We start from the raw sequence: 18,991 nt of genomic DNA, 5'->3' as shown, positions 1-18,991 counted from the left end.
AGGGAATCAGAATGAATTTTAAAAGAATTGAACTGATTTTCTTCATTGCTTTTATTTTGTTGGATATTTTTTTGTTTGCTTCATATAGCCAAAAGGATAACCTTGTTGAATCAACCGTTTCAACGACTACCAAGCATAGTTCAAACTCAATTTTAAAAAGCATCAAAAGTGATCAGATTTCAGTTGGTGAATTATCGACTAAAAAGGCCAATGGTTATTATATTGCAGCTTTTGCTAAAGATGCTTGGCATTCAGATGCTGGTAAATTGCATGATGTGCTTTGGTCTTTTAATTCCCACCGGTTAACAGCAACTTTTGAAAATCGCATTAAACTTAAGAATTCTAAAAAGCCCCAGCAAACACTAAATGGAATAGTTAAAGATACAACTAAAGTGATTAACGGTGATAATTACGTTTATGATAAGTATCTTTCAACGAAAAATACGGTTGTCTATGTGCAGCAGGTCAAAAACAAACCAATTTATTCAACTGCTGGACAGATTCGTTTTAATTTGAAAAAGAATTATGTTTTAGGCTATACTCAAAAATATATCGCTGAAATTAAATTTTTAAAAGGTAAAAGACCAATTATTAGTCAAGAGAGAGCATTGATTTGGCTGTATCAGTATAATAAATTAATGAATAATAGCACAGTAAAATGGATTAGATTAAGTTATACGCGGCTTTTAAATGTGAATAACAGCACGATTTACATTCCAACTTGGGTCTTAGCTGTAGAGAGTAATTCATCAGGAAGCGTTCAATATCGCCGCATCAATGCATTTACTGGTGCTTATATGGAAGAAAATGTATCCTTGCGGTAGTTAATTCAAGTTTTTTGAGAGGTCGTAATTTAAAACAATGACAGATATTCAAAAAGATGACTTAAAAATTAGTGTGTTAGCCAGCGGCAGTACGGGAAATGTTACTTATGTTGAAACTCCAAAACGCAAAATGCTGGTTGACGCAGGTTTAAGTGGTAAAAAAATTGCCAAACTCATGGAATCAATTGGCCGTGATCTAGCCGAGGTAGATGATTTATTGGTGACTCATGAACATAGTGATCACTGCCGAGGAGTAGGCGTTCTGGCACGACGTTATCACCTAAATGTTTATGCTAATCAAAAAACTTGGCAAGCAATGGCTACAAAAGTGGGAAAAATTCCAATTGATCAATGTAATGTTTTTAAAATGGGGGCAACTAAAAGTTTTGGTGATTTAGATGTTGAAAGTTTTGGCGTCTCGCACGATGCAGCGGCTGCTCAGTTTTATCGCTTAAATCATCATGGCCATTCATTTGTCATTTTGACTGATACGGGTTATGTTTCAAAAAAAGTTGAGGGTACGATCAAAGATGCTAATGGATATTTGATTGAATGCAATCATGATCCTGAGATGTTGCAAATGGGTGCTTACCCATGGTCACTGAAACAACGAATTTTAAGTGACACTGGACATTTATCAAATGAAGATGGAGCCGATGCGATGATTGATGTGCTGGGTAACCAGACAAAGAAAATCTATTTAGGCCATTTAAGTCAGGACAATAATGTTAAAGAACTAGCTCATTTAACAGTTGCTTCAATTATGAAAGAACATGATTTGGCGGTCGAACATGATTTTAAGATTTTAGATACAGATCCTAATCGTGCTACTAAGTTAACGAGTATTTAAAAATTCATAATTCCTTTAAAATAATTGTAGGACTAAATTCATGATTTTTTCAAAAAAAATCGGTAAAATAAAATTACAAAATTATTTAAGGGTCTGAAGGGAGGAAGGTACAGTTGATGATAGGAGACTGTGCGCGGATGTATGGCTGAGGATAAAAATCAGGTTCCTGAAACTCAAATAAACAATGGGAATAAAAAACAACGTCCTTCAAAAAATAATGGTTATGGAAAAATTTTACTCGTTGCGTTGATTGGCGGTGTTCTTGGTGGCGGAATCGTCGCGGGTGGTTATCAATACTATCAAAATAATTCTGCAACGGTTGAAAACTCAAAGGGAACGACGAAAGTCAGCAATGTTAAGGTTAATGTAAGTACGCAATCAACCAAAGCATTTAATAAAATCAAAAATGCTGTTGTTTCAGTCGAGGCATATTCAGAAAGCAGCAGTAGTAATGCTTTGGATGGCTTGTTTGGATCGAGTTCTGGAGATGATACGACTGAAAGTGAGAGCGAAGGATCAGGTGTAATTTATAAGAAAACAGGAAACACCGCCTTTATTGTTACTAATAATCATGTTATTTCCGGGGCAGACAAAGTTGAAATTTTGTTAAACAGCGGTAAAAAGTTAAAAGCTACTGTAGTCGGACATGATTCGATCACTGACTTAGCCGTTTTAAAGATTAATGCTCAGTATGTTAAGCAGGTTGCTTCATTTGGTAATTCAGATGACATCAAGGTTGGCCAGACGGCTTTAGCAATTGGGTCTCCGTTAGGGTCTAAGTATGCAACATCATTAACTCAGGGAATTATTTCAGCTAAAAAACGGACAATTGATACAACTGACAGTTCAGGGATGACAACTGGTCAGACAACGGTCATTCAAACCGATGCAGCGATTAATCCAGGAAACTCTGGTGGTCCGTTGATCAATCTTGATGGGCAAGTCGTGGGGATCAACTCGATGAAGTTGTCGTCAACTGATTCAAGTTCTGATTCAAGTTCTGATTCATCGACTTCAGTTGAAGGAATGGGTTTCGCAATTCCAAGTAATGAAGTCGTGAAGATTATCAATGAGTTAGTGAAAAATGGTAAAATCAGCCGGCCAGCATTGGGAATTTCCTTAGTTGATCTTAGTTATATTTCTTCAACTGACCAAAAATCTGTTTTGAAGTTACCTTCCAGTGTCTCAAGTGGCGTGGTCGTCTTGAAAGTTTCTAATAACTCACCAGCCAAAAATGCTGGCTTGCAGAAATATGATGTGATTACATCATTAGGCGGTAAGAAAGTGAAAGGATTGGCAACTTTACGGGAAGCTCTGTATGAGCATAAAATTGGTGATACAGTTCAAATTCAATATTATCATGATGGTTCACTGAAAACTGCTAGTGTTAAGTTAACTTTGGAAGCTAATGATAAGAATACTACAACTTCTTCAAATTCAGGAAATTAATAATTAAATTCAAAGATAATTATTAATTATGGGTAAAAGCCGATTAGCATGAAAAAACTTCATGTTAATCGGCTTTTTTGTATAAAAAGGGTCCAAAAATGAATTTAATTAACAGGGTGTGGAAAAAATGGTGGATAAGTTATAATTGAGCTGTTAAGAAGTCAAAGAGCTTTACGAAAATAAGTTTTCATTGCTGTTTTTAGTTATCCACAGTTGAATAAAATAACTGTTGATAACATTTGTTTTTACAGAAAGCAACTAGCTTGAAACTCCGATAAATCAACAATTAATGGGGGTGTGGTTATCAATATTCATAGGCAAATAACTGTGGATAACTAATTAGAACTTGACAAAACAGACTTAAATAAATCTTGTGACGAAAGTTTGTTCGTAACAAGATGTTGACTAGTAAATTGTGGATATGTGGATAACTTTGTGGATAAAGTGTGAAAAGGTGATAAGTTGTGAACATCAAGTTGATAGTCGTCGGCAAATTGAAAGAGAAATACTTAAAACAGGGAATTGCAGAATATACTAAAAGATTAGTTAAATTCTGCAAATTTAAGATCATTGAAGTTCCAGATGAAAAAGCACCAGAAAATTTAAGTCTGGCTCAAATGGAGCAAGTCAAGGAAACTGAGGGGCAACGTTTGTTAGCTAAAATTAAGGAAAAAGAGTATGTTTTTGCTTTAGCAATTTTAGGCAAAGAACGAACCTCGGAAGAATTTGCTAATGAGGTCGAACAGTTGACAACTTATGGCCATAGTGATTTAACGTTTGTAATCGGTGGTTCATTAGGGTTAAGTCCAGCTGTTCTAAGTCGTGCAGATACACAGATTTCATTTGGACGTTTTACTTTGCCACATCAATTAATGCGCTTAGTTTTGACAGAACAGATTTATCGGGCTTTTATGATCAACAATGGTAGTCCCTATCATAAATGATTAATGACTTTAAATTTAGAATGTTTTAATTTATACTTACTATTGTGCATTTAACAAATGAGTTTATAACTCGACTGGTTCGTGAACTTCCCAGGATAAAAAACCAAGGATCTCATCCCTAAGTGGGGAAAGGAGGTTGGAAAATGAATGCAAGACAAAAAGTTATTATTGATTGTGATCCAGGAATCGATGATAGTCTAGCATTATTGTTAGCTGTGAATTCGCCAGAGCTTGAAATTTTAGGTATTACGATCGTTAGTGGAAATGTACCAGCTGAAATCGGGGCGCAAAATGCACTCAAGGTTTTAGACTTTGCTAGCCGTTTGGATATTCCGGTGTATGTAGGGGCAACTAAGCCTTTAAAAAGAACGTATGTCAGTGCTCAGGACACTCATGGACAAGATGGTTTAGGTGAAAGCCAGCTTCCACTGGTTACTAAAGTCAAGGTTCAGCCGGATGCAATTGAGTTTATCGAGCAAACTCTGGCGCAAAACAAGCAAGTTGTGATTTTGGCAATTGGGCCGCTAACCAATTTGGCGTTAGCGCTTAAAGCTCAGCCGGCAGTTTGGCATAATTGTCAAGCAATTGTTTCAATGGGTGGCAATTTCCGTTCACATGGTAATTGTTCGCCAGTAGCTGAGTATAATTATTGGTGCGATCCAGATGCAGCAGCTTATGTTTTTGATCACACTCCAGTTTCAATCAAAATGGTTGGTCTAGATGTGACCCGAAAAATTGTTTTGACGCCGAATATTCTTGAATATATTTGGCAAAAAAATCGGCGAGTCGGTAATTTCATAAAAAAAATAACTCGGTTTTACTTTGATTTTCATTGGCAGCAGGAAAAAGTCATTGGTTGTGTGATCAATGATCCGCTAGCTGTTGCTTTTTTACTTGAGCCAACTTTGTGCCAAGGCTTTGAAGCGCGAGTAAAGGTTGTAACTAACGGTTTAGCAATCGGTCAAAGTATGGTTGATATCCAAGGTTTTTGGCAAGAAACAAGTAATGCACTTGTTTTGACAGAAGTTAACGTCCAGAAATTTATGCACATGTTTTTACAAAGAATCATTCGAGCAAAGGATCCAGAACTTACGGAAGTTTTGAATCAAGTCATGTGCAAAGGGGACGAAACAAATGTCAACTAAGAAGAAAATCTCGCTGCAATTTATTATCATTATTGCGATGGCGGCGGCTTTAAACATTGTCGGCAGCAATTTGGCTTTATTATTGAAATTACCAGTTTATTTAGATACGATTGGAACAATTTTGGCAGCCGCTTTATTAGGTCCGCTTGCTGGGTGTTTTGCCGGTGGAATTACTAGTGTTATCATGGGCTTGACAAGTGATCTAATCTCATTATATTATTTGCCGGTTCAGTTAGTGATTGGACTTGGTGCCGGTTTGTTGTATCATAAATGGCAACCTGATAAATGGAAAAGCCTTTGGTTGGTAGCACTGCTGATTTCTTTGCCAGGAACAATTGTTTCAACAGCAATTACTTATTTTTTATTCCATGGAATCACTTCATCTGGCTCAAGTATTATTGTGCAATTATTATTGGGATTTGGTTTGAATAAGGCTTTCGCCGTTTTTATTGTCCAATTGATCACTGATTATTTTGATCGCTTGATTGGAGTTAGCGTAGTTGCCGTTTTGTACCGGGTGTTAAAAACAAAAATCATTAAGTCTTTATAACTAAAGTCATGAAGCAGTCAGTCAGGCAAATCTGGTTGACTCTTTTTGTATTCCATAAGGAGGTTTTTATGAAAATAATCATTTCGCCAGCCAAAAAAATGCTGTCAGCAACTGATGACTTTGCGATTCGAGGGATGCCAGTTTTTCTAAAAGAAACTCAGCAATTATTAGCTTGGATGCAGACGTTAAGTTACCAGCAATTGAAAAATGTCTGGCAGTGCAGCGATCGGCTGGCTAAGATTAACTGCCAAATCTTGAAAGAGATCAGTTTAACTCAAGCATTAACTCCAGCAATTATGGCTTACAATGGTATTCAGTTTCAAGCAATGGGTTCAGAAGTCTTTTCTCAAACTGCTTTGGATCAAGTGGCAGCCGATTTATATATTTTATCGGGTTTTTATGGTGTCTTGCACGCCTTTGATGGGGTTCAACCGTATCGTTTGGAAATGCGTGCAAAAATTAACGTTAACGGTTATCAAAACTTATATCAATATTGGGGTGACCGATTATATCGTCAAGTTTTTCAAACACGGGAACCAGTTATTGATTTGGCCTCCAAGGAATATTCCCAGGCTATTGAAAAGTATTTGCAACCAGGGGATTGCTTGGTAACATGTAGTTTTAAACAATTTAGTCAGGGAAAGTATCGGCAATTGGCAACTGCTGTCAAACGAGCACGAGGAAATATGGTCCGATTTATTGTTGAAAATCAGCTTAAACAAGTTGGGGAACTGAAAGATTTTAATTTAGAAGGTTATCGGTACCAACCAAAATTATCCAGTAAAAGTAATTTGGTCTTTGTTAAAGAAAGTAAACGCAAATAAAAAAACTTTCCCCTCCAGAATTGAGCGGAAAGTTTTTTATTTGTTTTGATTGGCAACTAAACATAAATAGCTAGCCAACGATATTGGTGATACGTTGCTCTGGCTGTTTAAGCGACCACCAATTATTGCGATAATATAAGCTGTAAAAGAAAATTCTTATGGAGATTTAGTTACATTCCAACTATATCTGCATGGAGTTATTCCAAGATTTGATTATTAGTTTCCGGACCTAAGAAAACAACAACTAAAGCTGCAATAATTGCAAAAGCACTCATAATGACAAAAATCATCGTTGCATTAGCAACAGTCAACAGCCAAGAAACAAATAAAGGCATCCCGACAGTAATCAGTTTGGAAGTTCCATTAGCAATTCCAGATCCGCGAAAACGATATTTGGTAGTGAACAACTCAGAAACATAAACGGCAACTACGGAAGCCATCAGAATGTAGAAACAAGTTGTCAGCAAGAAGCCATTAATCATCACACCAATAGCTGTTGCCTGATGGGTATAAGTTAGGCCTAAGATAGCGGCACCGACAAACGCAATTACAATCGTTGGTTTTCGACCGATCCGATCGACCAGCTGCGAGCCAATAAAGGCACCAACTGGAGCTCCGATCATCATCACGGTACTAAAGCCTAAAGAAGAAACAATATTAATACCTTGTTTAACCAATAAAGTTGGAACCCAAGAGGTAAAAGTATATTGACAAACAATGGTTGCTGAGACGGCGAAAATAGCCACGAATAAATTACGCGCAAAATGTGAATTAATTTCCGTAGCAACTTTTTCAGCAATTTCTGGCTTTACAGTTTGTTTGACTTGGGCAATCTGAGCGGTCTTCATCTCATTTTCGAGTTGATCAATAACGATTTGAGCTTCTTGATAACGTTTATGGTTAATACTCCAGCGCGGTGATTCCGGCAAATTTCGACGAAAATACCATAAAATTAAGGCAGCAGCTCCAGCAATTACAAACATAATTCGCCAGGTAAAGCGTGGGATCAGGAGCGTACATAATAACATTGCTAGTGGTGCACCACAATTAGCGATAAAAGAAGTGGTCGCACACCAGCGACCGCGGCTTTTGATAGGAGCAAATTCATTGATCATTGAAAAGCCAGTCACAATTTCAGTACCTAAGCCAATGGCCGCGATGAATCGACAACCAATTAGGAAATGCATATTTGGAGCAAAGGCCCCTAACAAGGTAAAGCCACCGAAGATCAGCAGATTTAATTGATAAGCACGCTTGCGACCAAAGAAATCACCAATTATACCAGCAAAGACGGAGCCAAGAAAAAGTCCTAAAAATCCAACTGACAAGAAGATCGAGTTTAGTTGTAAGGTTGACCAGCCAGTTTTTAACATATAACTGCTAACTCCACTAGCTAAGTACACATCAATTGCATCAAGAAACATCCCGGCTGAAACTAAAATAAAAATCTTATAAAAAGTTTTAGTTGGTTGAACTTGATCCATCCGAACTTTCAGGCTACGTGCTTTGGTTTGATCAAATTCACGTTCGTTAACGACTTGCTCCATTTAAATTCCCCCTATGATAAATCAAGCTATCCAAAATTTGGCATTTTCTGTTCAAAAGTACTGATTTGTCGTTCATAGCGCAGAGTTACATCAATGTCATCGGTTCCGTTAATAAATTTTTCTTTCCAAGTTGGATCGATTTCAAATGAATAACTGGTCGTTCCATTAATTACTTTTTGCTTGGGCAGATCAATAGTGATTTCCTGAGCTGGAGCAAGCTTGGCTAATTGCTTACGGGCAGCTTGGGGTAAAATAATTGGCAACAAGCCATTCTTAGTACAATTCATGAAGAAAATATCACTGTAGCCACCAGCAATAATGATTTTAAAACCCCAGTCCTTTAAAGCCCAAGCAGCATGCTCACGGGAAGAACCGCAGCCAAAATTGTCACCGGTAATCAAAATAGTAGCCTGCTGACGGTCAGCAGCATTTAAAATGAAATTTGGATCAGGCGTGCCATCATCTCGGTAACGCCAGTCATTAAATAAGTGTTGGCCATAACCAACTTTTAAAATATTCTTTAAAAACTGCTTAGGAATAATTTGATCAGTATCAATATTGTTATTCATCAGTGGAATTGTTGTGCCACGATGTACAGTAATAGCCTCCATTTTAAATAGCCTCCTTTTGGCGTATATCAACGAAATGTCCATAAATTGCTGCCGCTGCGACCATCGCTGGGCTAGCTAAATGAGTTCGAGCATTTTTCCCTTGTCGACCTTCAAAGTTTCGATTAGTAGTTGAGGCACAGTGAATGCCTGCCGGAATTTTATCAGGGTTCATCGCCAAGCAGGCTGAACAACCAGGATCACGCCATTCGCAACCAGCATCTTTGAAAACTTTATCAAGTCCTAATTTTTCGGCTTCGTTTTTGACGGTTCGCGACCCGGGAACAATCCAAGCAGTAACTTGGGGTGAAATATGATGACCTTTAATAATCTTAGCAGCTTCTTCGATATCTTCTAAGCGGCCATTTGTGCAAGAACCAATAAAGATCCATTGAATAGGGATCTCGGTAGCTTTAATTCCCGGTTGCAAGTCCATATAGTGATATGCACGTTCAAAGTTCATGTCACTCGATTTTGGTAAAGAAGCAGTTATTGGAATTGCCATCGAAGGGTTAGTCCCCCAAGAAACATAAGGAGCTAACTGGCTGACATCAAAGTCGATAATTTGATCATAATCACTTGGATCATCAGTATAAAATTGCTTCCAATAATCAACAGCTGCTGAGAAGTTTTGCGGAGCATATTTGCGGCCTTTTAAATAATCAAAGGTGGCTTGATCTGGCCTCATCATTCCCATTTTAGCGCCACCTTCGATAGCCATATTGCAAATAGTCATACGATTTTCCATTGATAGTTGCTGTAAAGTATCACCATAGAATTCGACTGCATAACCAACGCCAAAATTAACTCCATGTTGAGCAATCAAGGCCATGATAATATCTTTGGCGGCAACACCTGGTTGAAGCTGACCATGCAAATGGATCCCCATCGTTTTTGGCTTCATTTGCCAAATGGTTTGGGTTGCCAGGACATGTTCAACTTCAGAGGTACCAATTCCAAAGGCAATTGAACCGAAGGCACCATGAGTTGCAGTGTGTGAGTCACCACAAACAATTACTTGACCTGGTTGAGTCAAACCAAGCTGTGGTCCAATTACATGGACGATTCCTTGATCGGCAGTTCCCATTTTAGCTAAGCGAATTCCGAATTCTTGGCAATTTTGTTCAAGGGTTTCAATCTGCTTCTTTGAAATTTGGTCTTTAATGTTAAAAATGTCTTTAGTTGGTACATTGTGATCCATTGTCGCAAAAGTACGCTCTGGTCGCCGGACATGACGCTGATTTTCACGCAGGCCTTCAAAAGCTTGCGGCGAGGTGACCTCATGGACCAAATGCAGGTCAACATAGATCAATTGTGGTTCACCAGCTTGACCAGTGATCACATGTTTTTCCCACACTTTATCAAATAATGTTTTTCCCATTTTGTTTCATCCTTTCAAATTTTCAATAATTTTGGCGGTTACTTCTTTGGTCGTTGCTTGGCCGCCTAAATCGGGCGTTACAATTCCAGCTTTGATGGTCTGTCTAACTGCGGTAGCAATCTGATCAGCAATTTGATTTTCATGGAATGATTCACGAAGCATCATTTCGACACTTTGAATCATTGCCAATGGATCTGCAATCCCTTTGCCAGCAATATCTGGAGCTGAGCCATGAATTGGTTCATAAAGATTTGGGCCATTGTTGCCGGCACTCATCGAAGGAATCGTTCCTAATGAACCAGTTAAAACTGAAGCTTCGTCACTTAAAATATCGCCAAACAAGTTGGCAGTGATGATCACATCGAAGAAGGTCGGCTGGCTGATTAACTTCATTGAAGCTGCATCGACGTAACTATAATCGACCTTGACAGCTGGAAAATCCGCCTGAACTTGTTGGGTAACTTGACGCCAAAGCTTGGAGGTTGCTAAAACGTTGGCTTTGTCGACGATCGTAACATGTTTTTTGCGGTGTTCACTCATCGTAAAGCCAAATCGCAAGATCCGTTCAACTTCCTGTTTAGTGTAAGTTGAAGTATCAAGGGCAGCAGTAGCAGTTTGTTGCCGCGGTTGACCAAAGTAAATTCCACTGGTCAATTCACGAACAATCACAAAATCAGTTCCCTGAATAACAGCTTCTTTGACGGGAGAATTTTGAGCAAGAATCGGATCGACCCGGGTTGGTCGAATATTAGCAAATAACTGCAATTCATTTCTGATTTGTAGCAGTCCGGCTTCAGGACGTTTCTTGGCCTGATCCCACTTAGGACCGCCAATTGCACTTAACAAAACAGCATCAGCTTCTTGGCAACCGTGAATCGTTTTAGCTGGCAAGGGATCGCCAACTGTATCGATTGCTTGACCACCAAAGGGTAAATCTTGAGTTTGATAAGCAAATTTGTCAGCACAGGCAGCAGCTAAAACTGCTAAGCCAGCAGCCATGATTTCTGGTCCAATATAATCTCCACGTAAAATAGCAATTTTTTTGGTAGTCATCGAATTACTCCTTTGAAATTTTTAAACTATTAAAAAAGCGCCTCATTCGTAATCAGAATGAGACGCTTTTTCATCGAGCCCCACTCCGCTAACTGCAAATAGGACTCGACATAATTGATGTCAGAGTCCTCGGTCATAGTAGTAGGGCAAATTCAATTGCTGAATGATTTGAATTTATTTGCAGCATGACTAAGAACTCCTTTCGTTTTGTTTAATAATAATTTAATCCCGTTTTAATTTCATGTCAATAGTAAATTAGAAATTTTTCTAAAGTAAGCAAACTTGTTTCACGTGGAACAAGTAATTTTTTTAATCCAACTATAGCAACATTTAGTGGCTTTGTCCGTACACCTAATAAAAGCTTGCTTTCAATTCGTACTTGATGATATCTGAAAGCACGCTAGATCATATTAGTGATTATCCATTTGAGAAGGCAAATTCACTATAAACGATCTGGAGTTAGTATAAAGCTTGAGACAATTCTTGTGAGAGAGTAAAGTTATTTAGCGATGAGCAGCTATTTTTTAAAAGAGGGTGGTAATGATCAAACAAAAGTTAATGGAAGCATTAAAAGCAACCGGTTGGGAAAATTTGGTCGATCGAAGCACTTTAAAGTTGCTAATGGCTCGCCCAACCTTGATTACGCAATTAAGCTTGATTGGTTCACCACTCTATACTCGAGCTTTTAAAAACTTAGCTTTACCAGCAGCAGCTAGATTACAGCTGGTTTTACGACATGCGCAGGCCAGCGTTGATCAAAATAATTTTTTGCAAATTGATCGACAGCAGTTTTATCCGCAATTGGCCCCGCATGCTGAGTTTTTAGTTGAATTCAGAAAACAAGTTCAGCGAACTTTTCCAGCAAAAAGTTTGCGGGCATATGCAACGGATTCTGTACAACCGCAACTAGCTGAGTTAGCAAAGGAAGTACATTTGTTTCGCAGTTACCTTGATTGGCAAAATATTCGTTATGTTCGAACAAATTTTTCCGGCCAAACTGACTGGGAAAAACTGCAAAACTATTGTCAAGTTTTTAAGATTAAACTTGATTACAGTACCAGTGCACGTCTCCACAATCGGTATTTACCCAAAGAAAACTTTAACTACCCACAAAACTTTAAAGTTCAAGTTGATAGCTGGTATCGCATGTCGGAATTCATTTTGGAGTTGGACACACAAAAATTTGTGACTGAATGGGATGTGTATCAGCAATTGAACAATCAGTTAATTGATTCCAACAAAAAAATTTATCCATTGTCAGAATTACCAGCAGTTGCTAACACCGGTTCATTCAATTTCGGCTTGCCAAAAGGGCGGTGGGCATGGCTGCTAAAGTTTAGTGATACTCATCAACGATTAGATTTCATGCATCCTGATGATCCACAATTACGTCACTGGTTACTAAAAAGAAAATTTCAAACACCGATTAGTTATCGTCACCAAGGAGAATATATCGACTTAATTGTCAACAAGAGAGATTTTATTAGTTGGCAGAAAGTTCCCATTTCAAAGTGGCGTATAGTCTATCATGACTTTCGTTGGTTTTATCAGCAAAAATTGCCAGCAAGAAATCGGGGTTTTGCTTATTATTGGCAGCAAAGAGGAAACAAAATGTTTAATTTTAGCTAAAAAAAAGAGTGGATCGTTCCACTCCATCAAGGTCCAACTTTCTAGAGGTCACTACAATTCAAGGGATTTTATCGCTTAATCAATCTAATTGACGGAGATCTAGATTTGTTTGTATTTTTTGGTGATTATCAAAAAAATTAAACTTTCAGCTTAGTTTGGAAATTAAATCTTCCTTCCTAGATAATGTGCAACCTGGTTGACATCTTTGTCACCACGACCGGAAATGTTGATAATCACGATTTGTTCAGGATTCATTTTTGGCACCATTTTAACAGCTTGGGCCACAGCATGAGAGCTTTCCAAAGCAGGGATGATTCCTTCTGTTTTCGATAACAAGACGAAAGCATCTACAGCTTCTTGATCGGTAATTGGGTAATATTCAGCACGTTTAGCATCTTTTAAATAAGAATGCTCGGGACCAACACCGGGATAATCAAGGCCGGCTGAAATTGAGTAAGCTGGCAAGACATTTCCTTGATCGTCTTGCAAAACATAAGAACGCATACCGTCAGAGATGCCAATCTTGCCATTAGTCATAGTTGCGGCATTTTCGGGGGTATTGACGCCTTTACCGGCCGCCTCAGCTCCAATCAGCCGGACTTGCGAATCGGCAATGAATTCTGCAAAAGCACCAATAGCATTTGAACCGCCACCGACGCAAGCAATTACTGCATCTGGCAAGCGGCTTTCTTTTTCTAAAATTTGCTTTTTGGCTTCACGACTGATTACACTTTGAAAGTCTTTGACCATCATTGGATAGGGGTATGGGCCGACTGCTGAGCCTAAGACATAATATGTGTCAGCTAAATGCTGGGAAAAGTAGGCAAAAGCAGCATCGACAGCATTTTTTAAAGTTCCATTGCCGGCATGAACAGCGTGAACTTTAGCTCCAAGCAGATTCATTCGAAAAACATTTAGTTTTTGGCGCTCGACATCCTCAGCACCCATGAAGATTTCACATTCCATCCCAAATTTAGCAGCAGCAGCAGCGGTTGCAACACCATGCTGGCCAGCACCAGTTTCAGCAATAACTTTATTTTTGCCCATTCGTTTGGCTAGTAAAATTTGACCTAGAACGTTATTTAATTTATGGGCACCCAGATGATTTAAATCTTCACGCTTGAGATAAATCTTGGCACCTTTTAAATATTTAGTCAGCGATTCTGCAAAGTACAGAGGAGTTGGCCGACCTGAGTAGTCTTTAAGATAATAAGCCAATTCTTGTCGAAACTGAGGATCATCCTTAAATTGATTATAAGCTGTTGCAACTTGATTCAAAGCTTCTTTAACTTGATCAGGTACAAATTGACCACCAAATTCACCAAAGAATCCTGTTTTTGTTTGTTCTGTCATACTAGACACTCCTTTTATAATTTTTACTGTTGAGGTAGAGAGTCTAGTCAGATAAAAAAAGTTGACACACATCACTACGACGGTGTCAACTTGGTAAAATACCCAATTCCGTAAATAGAAGACCCCGGCATAGACTCTCTAAAAATCAAAATTTGATTCTAGCGAGTCACAGCCGTTAATTATGACGTTACTCGCTTAACTATGCCAAAGTTGCCAGTTTTTACGTGAAAATGTCATTTTTGTCTTCCTTTCTATCTTTGATGCTCTTATTATTAATGACTTCTTATTAAAAGTCAAGCAAAAGTTAATTTAAATGACCGGACGTTTAGCTGGTTTAGATTTAAGGTCATTAAAATTGTAACTACTTAATTCTTGTAAACCATTTTGACTAGCATCAAAATAAGCTGTTAAGCTTTGGGCAATCATTAAATTGAGATTCTTTTGTGGGTCAAATTGAATCACCACAATTGGCGTGTGATTTGCAAAAGCCACGCCAATTTCAAACATCGTACCCGAATCGCCTTCGTTATCACCAGTTTCTAATTTATAGTCCAAAATTGCAACGAGAACATCAGCTCGATAAATTTGACGAATATCAGAAGCAAAAACATATTGCTGCCAAGCACGACTGCCAAATTTTTCTTCTTCAAATTGGTGTTCTTGCGGTAAAAAAATGTTTTTCGAATCAATAGTGGAATTTTTTTCGAGTGCGGTTTTAACCAGTTGAATTCGTTGCTGTTGTTGATCACTAAAAAAAGGTGCTGCTAGATAAATTTTATTCACTTTACCAACCTCACTTTGAATTTATAAGATAACAAATTTATCATACTATACTTAACAAGCTAATGCTTTATTTTTTTGCTTAGGCAGCGTATGATGATAAATGGTCAATTAAGAAAGGATGGAGCAGTTATTTTGATCACATTATCTGGAATTATTGGTTCAGGCAAGTCAAGTTTAACGGGAATTTTGGCTAAAGAACTAGGAACTAACGCATTTTTTGAGCCAGTTGAAGATAATCCGGTTTTGCCACTGTTTTATAAGGGAAATGAAATAGCTGCCCAAAAAAGAGCAGCTGGAGATTTAGAAGCGACCAATCCATATGCCTATTTGTTGCAAACATATTTTTTAAATCGTCGTTTTAAGATGATCAAAGAAGCCATGCAAAATGATAACGATATTCTAGATCGATCAATTTATGAAGATCAGATATTTATGAAAATGAATACCGATTTGGGAAATGCCACCCAAGTTGAATATCAGATTTATAAAAGCTTGTTGGACAATATGATGGAAGAGCTACCTTATGCAGCAAAGAAAAAATCACCGGATTTGATGATCACGATTAAAGTATCTTATGAAACGATGATTCAGCGGATCAATAAACGAGGACGTAAATACGAGTTAGTTACGAAGGATCCTTCATTGGTTGTCTATTATCAGCGGTTATTAAAATATTATGATCGATGGATGAAGAGCTATGACCTTTCACCGCAATTGATTATTGATGGTGATCGATTTGATTTTGTAAGAAATCAATTAGATCGGGTTCAGGTACTCGAGAAAATTGAAAAGAAACTTTTAACATTAGGCAAGATTTCAAATGATCAAGCTGAAAAACTATTTCATCAACATCAACAAGAAATAAAAGCTTAAGGATCAGCAGGGGAAAGTTAATTACCCCTGCTTTTTGGTTTTTTATCAATAAACGACTAGCCTCAGGACCTAAAAAATATTATACTTTTATTAAAACTGAGGTGGAAATTTTGCAATGGATTAAACGTATTTTTAATAAGAAAAGTTTCTTGCAAAAAAAAATCACTAAAATTGTTGGGATAACACTGATTTATTATCTAATTTTTCAAGTTAGTGCCAGCGGAGTTTTTCTTTTTTTAAAGCGCTTTTTAAATTGGCCGCTTCATCGTTTGAATCAAAGTGGCTGGCCGTATTTAGTAGCAATTTTATTTGGTTTTATTTTTATTGTTTTGACTTCTTCAAAACAAGATTGGCGAAGGTATTGGCAAGTTGGGTCCCGAAAAATGACTGGCAAAACTTTTTTTAGCTTAATTGCAATTTTGTTAACTGGCCAAATCGTAGCAAGTCTTTTTGCCCAGCTTCTAGAAAGCATTTTTCAACTTTTCGGTCTGAGTGTCTTAGAACAGTTAAAAGATGCGACCCAACAGAGTGAGAGTTTCTCAATGCTGTTGTATGCTGCTGTTTTTGGCCCTTTGATTGAAGAATTAGTTTTTCGCGGTTTTGTTTTGAAAAACTTAGACAAAATTAATTCAGTCTTAGCAGTTTTGGGTTCAGCTTATTTGTTTGGCTTATACCATGTTAATTTTGTTCAGAGTCCATTTGCCTTTTTGATTGGATTAGTTTTAGGATACACTGCATTAACTTATGGCCTTTTTTGGTCGCTGCTCCTGCATATATTTAATAACTTTGTTTTAGGGGATTTCTTAAATCAGATTTTACGTTTATTGCCAACAATAGTGGCTAATGAAATCAGTAGCGGGCTAATTTTATTCGGCGGGATAATGGGGATCTTAATTCTTTTAGCGAAAAAGCAACTGATTAAAGATTGGTTTTCAAAGATTAAACTTTCTCGCAAGTTTATTAAGCTATATTTTGGTAATCATTTGGTGATCCTGATCACTGTCAGTGTCATTATTATGGCTTGTCTAAGTCTGAGTCGAGTCTAATTAGAGAGAAGGAAAACAATATGATAAATTATCAACGTATTTTAGTGCCAATTGACGGGTCAAAAGGTGCAAAAATTGCCTTAAATAAAGCAATCAGAATCGCTAAAGAAAATTATGCTCATTTGGATGTTTTAAAGGTAATGGATATAAACTCATTGGATTTGGGTAATCCAGGTATGATTTTAGATGGCGAGCAAGTTTATCAATTGGAACAATCTAATGAGTCCTATTTAACAAAGCTTAATGAAGAACTGGTAAAAAAATACGCTTTGAATTCAAAGCAGTTTCAGGTGCATTTACGCTTTGGCAATCCTAAAGTGGTCATTGTTCAAGACTTTCAGCCAGAATACCAAAATGATTTGATCATTATTGGTTCAACTGGAAAAAACTTCTTAGAGCGATTGGTCATGGGATCAGTTGCGGCATTTGTGGTTCGCGAAGCAAAATGTGATGTGTTACTAGCTCGCAGTGAGAAATAAGTATTAAAATATAATTGTAACTTAATTTGGTTTTAGTTTAGGGGGAGTTTTAATGTCATTTGCAAAAGTCAAAGCTTATTTTGAAAGTCAGCAATTAGCAGATAAATTGTTTCGCTTACCAGCTTCTGGAGCAACGGTTGCTGAGGCTGCTGAAACATTGGATATTTTGCCTGAGCAGGTCGCTAAGACCTTAGCTTTTAAAGTTAACGGTCAGCCATTGGTCGTGGTAATGGCTGGGGATGCTAGGATCGATAATCATAATTTCAAGTCTGAATTTGGCGCTCGGCCGCGTATGATACCGGCTGATCAAGTTAATGGCTTAATTGGTCATGAGGTTGGCGGTGTTTGCCCGTTTGCTTTAAACTCAGGCGTAGATGTTTATATTGATCAGAGTTTGGAAAATGATCCTGAAGTTTTTCCAGCGGCCGGAGATCAGTTTCATGCAGCTCGTTTAACATTGCCTGAGTTGCTTAGTTTAAGCCATTATCAACGCTGGGTCAAAGTAACAAAATAAAAACTATTTGACATTAGTTGAATAAAAGTCAAAAGGAACAGGTTCAGACAATTTCGTCTGAACCTGTTCCTTTTGACTGGATTCGCTATTTTATAAATGAAAATGCCCACACAGATAATTACAAAGTAGCGAATTTTTCTTTGATTGTGGAAGCTGAATTTGCTAATTTTGCTTCTTCTTCAGCGGTCAGTGGAACGTCAATGACTTCCTCGACCCCATTTTTTCCGATAATTGCCGGTTGACCAATGTATGAATCGTACTTCTGATTATAATAAGAACAAGGACACATTAGATGAGCATCATCTAGAACAGCTCGACTGAGTTTGATCGCACAAGTGGCAATTGCATAACTGGTATAGCCTTTACCAGCGTATACATCCCAGCCTCCAGCTTTAACATGTTCTTCTAGTTCCGATAATGGCAGGTTTTTCTTTTTAGCAAGCGGTAGCAAATCTAAACCGTTGACTTTAACTGTTGACCAAGCAATAAATTGTGAATTGCCATGTTCACCAAAAACATAACCACTTATATTCTTGGGATCAACGTCAAATTGTTCAGCGACAACTCGCTGCATTCTAGCGGTATCTAAGAAGGTTCCGGTTGCCATTACTTGTGATTGCGGCAAGCCAATTTCTTTTTGCAGGTATTGAGCAATCGCATCACAGGGATTCATTGTATCAATTAGTACGCCGTGAAATCCACTAGCTTTGATTTTTGGAGCAATATCTTTAACGATTTCACGAGTATCATTAAATTCAGCCCAACGATTATTTCCAGTTTGATTTTTCAAAGCTAAAATATTACCGGCAGTTACAAATAAAATGTCAGTATCTGCTAGTTCGTTGTAATCTTGAATCTTAATTTTTGGTCGGGTTTCTAGCCGAGCTGTTGCATCTTGCAAATCGAGCTGTTCTGCTCGAGCCTTTTTTTCATCCTTATCGATTAGTACTAGTTCGTCCGCATCACCTTTAGTTACTAGAGCGAAGGCAACAGTTGAACCAACATGGCCAACACCTAGAACAGCATATTTTCTTCCCATGAATAATCCGTCTCCTTAATTTGTTCATCTGATATTAAAAAATTTCAAAGTCATTCAATTATCTGATATTAAATAAATTTTATTTCCCCTATGAAATAAA

At 37.7% G+C, this 18,991-nt stretch carries 19 protein-coding genes and 1 riboswitch; of the genes, 12 read left to right on the top strand and 7 right to left on the bottom strand.

All coding sequences use genetic code 11. The features are described from left to right. The first annotated feature begins 11 nt into the window (after positions 1-11). The 7 genes from KH893_RS06750 (at position 12) to yaaA (ending at position 6,586) form a co-directional block, all read left to right on the top strand. Positions 12-824 carry a two-component system regulatory protein YycI gene (locus tag KH893_RS06750; protein ID WP_281165394.1) on the top strand — a complete coding sequence of 271 codons (813 nt, stop codon included), beginning with the start codon at positions 12-14 and terminating at the stop codon, positions 822-824. Between the two features lie 37 nt (positions 825-861). Continuing rightward, complete coding sequence (locus KH893_RS06745; RefSeq protein WP_281165393.1) at positions 862-1,674, top strand: MBL fold metallo-hydrolase; 813 nt, start codon at positions 862-864, stop codon at positions 1,672-1,674. 141 nt (positions 1,675-1,815) lie between these two features. Beyond that, positions 1,816-3,123, top strand: a complete 1,308-nt coding sequence (locus tag KH893_RS06740) for a S1C family serine protease (RefSeq protein WP_281165392.1) — start codon at positions 1,816-1,818, stop codon at positions 3,121-3,123. A gap of 464 nt (positions 3,124-3,587) precedes the next feature. Beyond that, positions 3,588-4,067 (top strand): 23S rRNA (pseudouridine(1915)-N(3))-methyltransferase RlmH, encoded by a 480-nt coding sequence (gene rlmH / locus KH893_RS06735; RefSeq protein WP_281165391.1) that lies wholly within the window; start codon positions 3,588-3,590, stop codon positions 4,065-4,067. A gap of 68 nt (positions 4,068-4,135) precedes the next feature. Beyond that, positions 4,136-4,180, top strand: a riboswitch (PreQ1 riboswitch). 30 nt (positions 4,181-4,210) lie between these two features. Continuing rightward, the gene (locus KH893_RS06730; protein ID WP_281165390.1) at positions 4,211-5,212 is read left to right on the top strand and encodes a nucleoside hydrolase; all 1,002 of its coding nucleotides are present in this window, start codon (positions 4,211-4,213) and stop codon (positions 5,210-5,212) included. Then, positions 5,202-5,762, top strand: coding sequence for an ECF transporter S component (locus tag KH893_RS06725; RefSeq protein ID WP_281165389.1), 561 nt, complete (start codon positions 5,202-5,204; stop codon positions 5,760-5,762). The genes KH893_RS06730 and KH893_RS06725 overlap by 11 nt, the downstream gene beginning before the upstream one ends. Before the next feature lie 68 nt (positions 5,763-5,830). Further along, positions 5,831-6,586 carry a peroxide stress protein YaaA gene (yaaA, locus tag KH893_RS06720; protein WP_281165388.1) on the top strand — a complete coding sequence of 252 codons (756 nt, stop codon included), beginning with the start codon at positions 5,831-5,833 and terminating at the stop codon, positions 6,584-6,586. 197 nt (positions 6,587-6,783) lie between these two features. Here yaaA and KH893_RS06715 read toward each other — a convergent pair whose 3' ends face one another. From KH893_RS06715 to leuB, 4 genes are read right to left on the bottom strand one after another with little or no spacing between them, the layout of a single operon-like run. Continuing rightward, the gene (locus KH893_RS06715) at positions 6,784-8,133 is read right to left on the bottom strand and encodes an MFS transporter (protein WP_281165387.1); all 1,350 of its coding nucleotides are present in this window, start codon (positions 8,131-8,133) and stop codon (positions 6,784-6,786) included. Positions 8,134-8,159: 26 nt separating this feature from the next. Next, on the bottom strand, positions 8,160-8,744 hold the full coding sequence (leuD, locus tag KH893_RS06710) for a 3-isopropylmalate dehydratase small subunit (protein ID WP_281165386.1): 585 nt from the start codon (positions 8,742-8,744) through the stop codon (positions 8,160-8,162). A 1-nt stretch (position 8,745) separates the two neighbouring features. Continuing rightward, positions 8,746-10,122, bottom strand: a complete 1,377-nt coding sequence (gene leuC / locus KH893_RS06705; protein ID WP_281165385.1) for a 3-isopropylmalate dehydratase large subunit — start codon at positions 10,120-10,122, stop codon at positions 8,746-8,748. Between the two features lie 6 nt (positions 10,123-10,128). Continuing rightward, positions 10,129-11,175, bottom strand: coding sequence for a 3-isopropylmalate dehydrogenase (gene leuB, locus KH893_RS06700; RefSeq protein WP_281165384.1), 1,047 nt, complete (start codon positions 11,173-11,175; stop codon positions 10,129-10,131). A 540-nt stretch (positions 11,176-11,715) separates the two neighbouring features. Here leuB and KH893_RS06695 point away from each other — a divergent pair. Then, positions 11,716-12,804: a DUF3114 domain-containing protein gene (locus tag KH893_RS06695; RefSeq protein WP_281165383.1), complete on the top strand. Its 1,089-nt coding sequence runs from the start codon at positions 11,716-11,718 to the stop codon at positions 12,802-12,804. A gap of 162 nt (positions 12,805-12,966) precedes the next feature. On the opposite strand, the gene trpB is transcribed toward KH893_RS06695, so the two are convergent. Together trpB and KH893_RS06685 are read right to left on the bottom strand one after the other, a co-directional pair. Further along, positions 12,967-14,157, bottom strand: a complete 1,191-nt coding sequence (gene trpB, locus KH893_RS06690) for a tryptophan synthase subunit beta (RefSeq protein ID WP_281165382.1) — start codon at positions 14,155-14,157, stop codon at positions 12,967-12,969. Between the two features lie 309 nt (positions 14,158-14,466). Continuing rightward, complete coding sequence (locus KH893_RS06685; RefSeq protein ID WP_281165381.1) at positions 14,467-14,940, bottom strand: nucleoside 2-deoxyribosyltransferase; 474 nt, start codon at positions 14,938-14,940, stop codon at positions 14,467-14,469. Positions 14,941-15,072: 132 nt separating this feature from the next. Between KH893_RS06685 and KH893_RS06680 the strand changes: the two genes are divergently transcribed. The 4 genes from KH893_RS06680 (at position 15,073) to KH893_RS06665 (ending at position 17,852) form a co-directional block, all read left to right on the top strand. Then, the gene (locus tag KH893_RS06680; protein ID WP_281165380.1) at positions 15,073-15,813 is read left to right on the top strand and encodes a deoxynucleoside kinase; all 741 of its coding nucleotides are present in this window, start codon (positions 15,073-15,075) and stop codon (positions 15,811-15,813) included. A gap of 110 nt (positions 15,814-15,923) precedes the next feature. Continuing rightward, positions 15,924-16,859: a CPBP family intramembrane glutamic endopeptidase gene (locus KH893_RS06675; RefSeq protein ID WP_281165379.1), complete on the top strand. Its 936-nt coding sequence runs from the start codon at positions 15,924-15,926 to the stop codon at positions 16,857-16,859. A 20-nt stretch (positions 16,860-16,879) separates the two neighbouring features. Next, positions 16,880-17,338 carry a universal stress protein gene (locus tag KH893_RS06670; protein WP_281165378.1) on the top strand — a complete coding sequence of 153 codons (459 nt, stop codon included), beginning with the start codon at positions 16,880-16,882 and terminating at the stop codon, positions 17,336-17,338. A gap of 52 nt (positions 17,339-17,390) precedes the next feature. After that, complete coding sequence (locus KH893_RS06665; RefSeq protein ID WP_281165377.1) at positions 17,391-17,852, top strand: YbaK/EbsC family protein; 462 nt, start codon at positions 17,391-17,393, stop codon at positions 17,850-17,852. A 118-nt stretch (positions 17,853-17,970) separates the two neighbouring features. Here the strand turns inward: KH893_RS06665 and KH893_RS06660 are convergent, their stop codons facing one another. Next, positions 17,971-18,891: an L-lactate dehydrogenase gene (locus tag KH893_RS06660; protein WP_281165376.1), complete on the bottom strand. Its 921-nt coding sequence runs from the start codon at positions 18,889-18,891 to the stop codon at positions 17,971-17,973. Positions 18,892-18,991 lie beyond the last annotated feature (100 nt).

The organism is Liquorilactobacillus sicerae (assembly GCF_029916425.1).
GTDB lineage: Bacteria > Bacillota > Bacilli > Lactobacillales > Lactobacillaceae > Liquorilactobacillus > Liquorilactobacillus sicerae.
This window is presented reverse-complemented; position numbering and strand designations above follow the sequence as displayed.

Excerpts from the sequence above, each read along its gene's own strand:
- KH893_RS06715 (WP_281165387.1), bottom strand. The coding sequence starts at position 8,133 with ATGGAGCAAGTCGTTAACGAACGTGAATTTGATCAAACCAAAGCACGT.
- KH893_RS06730 (WP_281165390.1), top strand. The coding sequence starts at position 4,211 with ATGAATGCAAGACAAAAAGTTATTATTGATTGTGATCCAGGAATCGAT.
- KH893_RS06660 (WP_281165376.1), bottom strand. The coding sequence starts at position 18,891 with ATGGGAAGAAAATATGCTGTTCTAGGTGTTGGCCATGTTGGTTCAACT.
- KH893_RS06750 (WP_281165394.1), top strand. The coding sequence starts at position 12 with ATGAATTTTAAAAGAATTGAACTGATTTTCTTCATTGCTTTTATTTTG.
- yaaA (WP_281165388.1), top strand. The coding sequence starts at position 5,831 with ATGAAAATAATCATTTCGCCAGCCAAAAAAATGCTGTCAGCAACTGAT.
- leuB (WP_281165384.1), bottom strand. The coding sequence starts at position 11,175 with ATGACTACCAAAAAAATTGCTATTTTACGTGGAGATTATATTGGACCA.
- leuD (WP_281165386.1), bottom strand. The coding sequence starts at position 8,744 with ATGGAGGCTATTACTGTACATCGTGGCACAACAATTCCACTGATGAAT.
- KH893_RS06740 (WP_281165392.1), top strand. The coding sequence starts at position 1,816 with ATGGCTGAGGATAAAAATCAGGTTCCTGAAACTCAAATAAACAATGGG.
- trpB (WP_281165382.1), bottom strand. The coding sequence starts at position 14,157 with ATGACAGAACAAACAAAAACAGGATTCTTTGGTGAATTTGGTGGTCAA.
- KH893_RS06670 (WP_281165378.1), top strand. The coding sequence starts at position 16,880 with ATGATAAATTATCAACGTATTTTAGTGCCAATTGACGGGTCAAAAGGT.
- KH893_RS06725 (WP_281165389.1), top strand. The coding sequence starts at position 5,202 with ATGTCAACTAAGAAGAAAATCTCGCTGCAATTTATTATCATTATTGCG.
- KH893_RS06695 (WP_281165383.1), top strand. The coding sequence starts at position 11,716 with ATGATCAAACAAAAGTTAATGGAAGCATTAAAAGCAACCGGTTGGGAA.
- KH893_RS06745 (WP_281165393.1), top strand. The coding sequence starts at position 862 with ATGACAGATATTCAAAAAGATGACTTAAAAATTAGTGTGTTAGCCAGC.
- KH893_RS06665 (WP_281165377.1), top strand. The coding sequence starts at position 17,391 with ATGTCATTTGCAAAAGTCAAAGCTTATTTTGAAAGTCAGCAATTAGCA.
- leuC (WP_281165385.1), bottom strand. The coding sequence starts at position 10,122 with ATGGGAAAAACATTATTTGATAAAGTGTGGGAAAAACATGTGATCACT.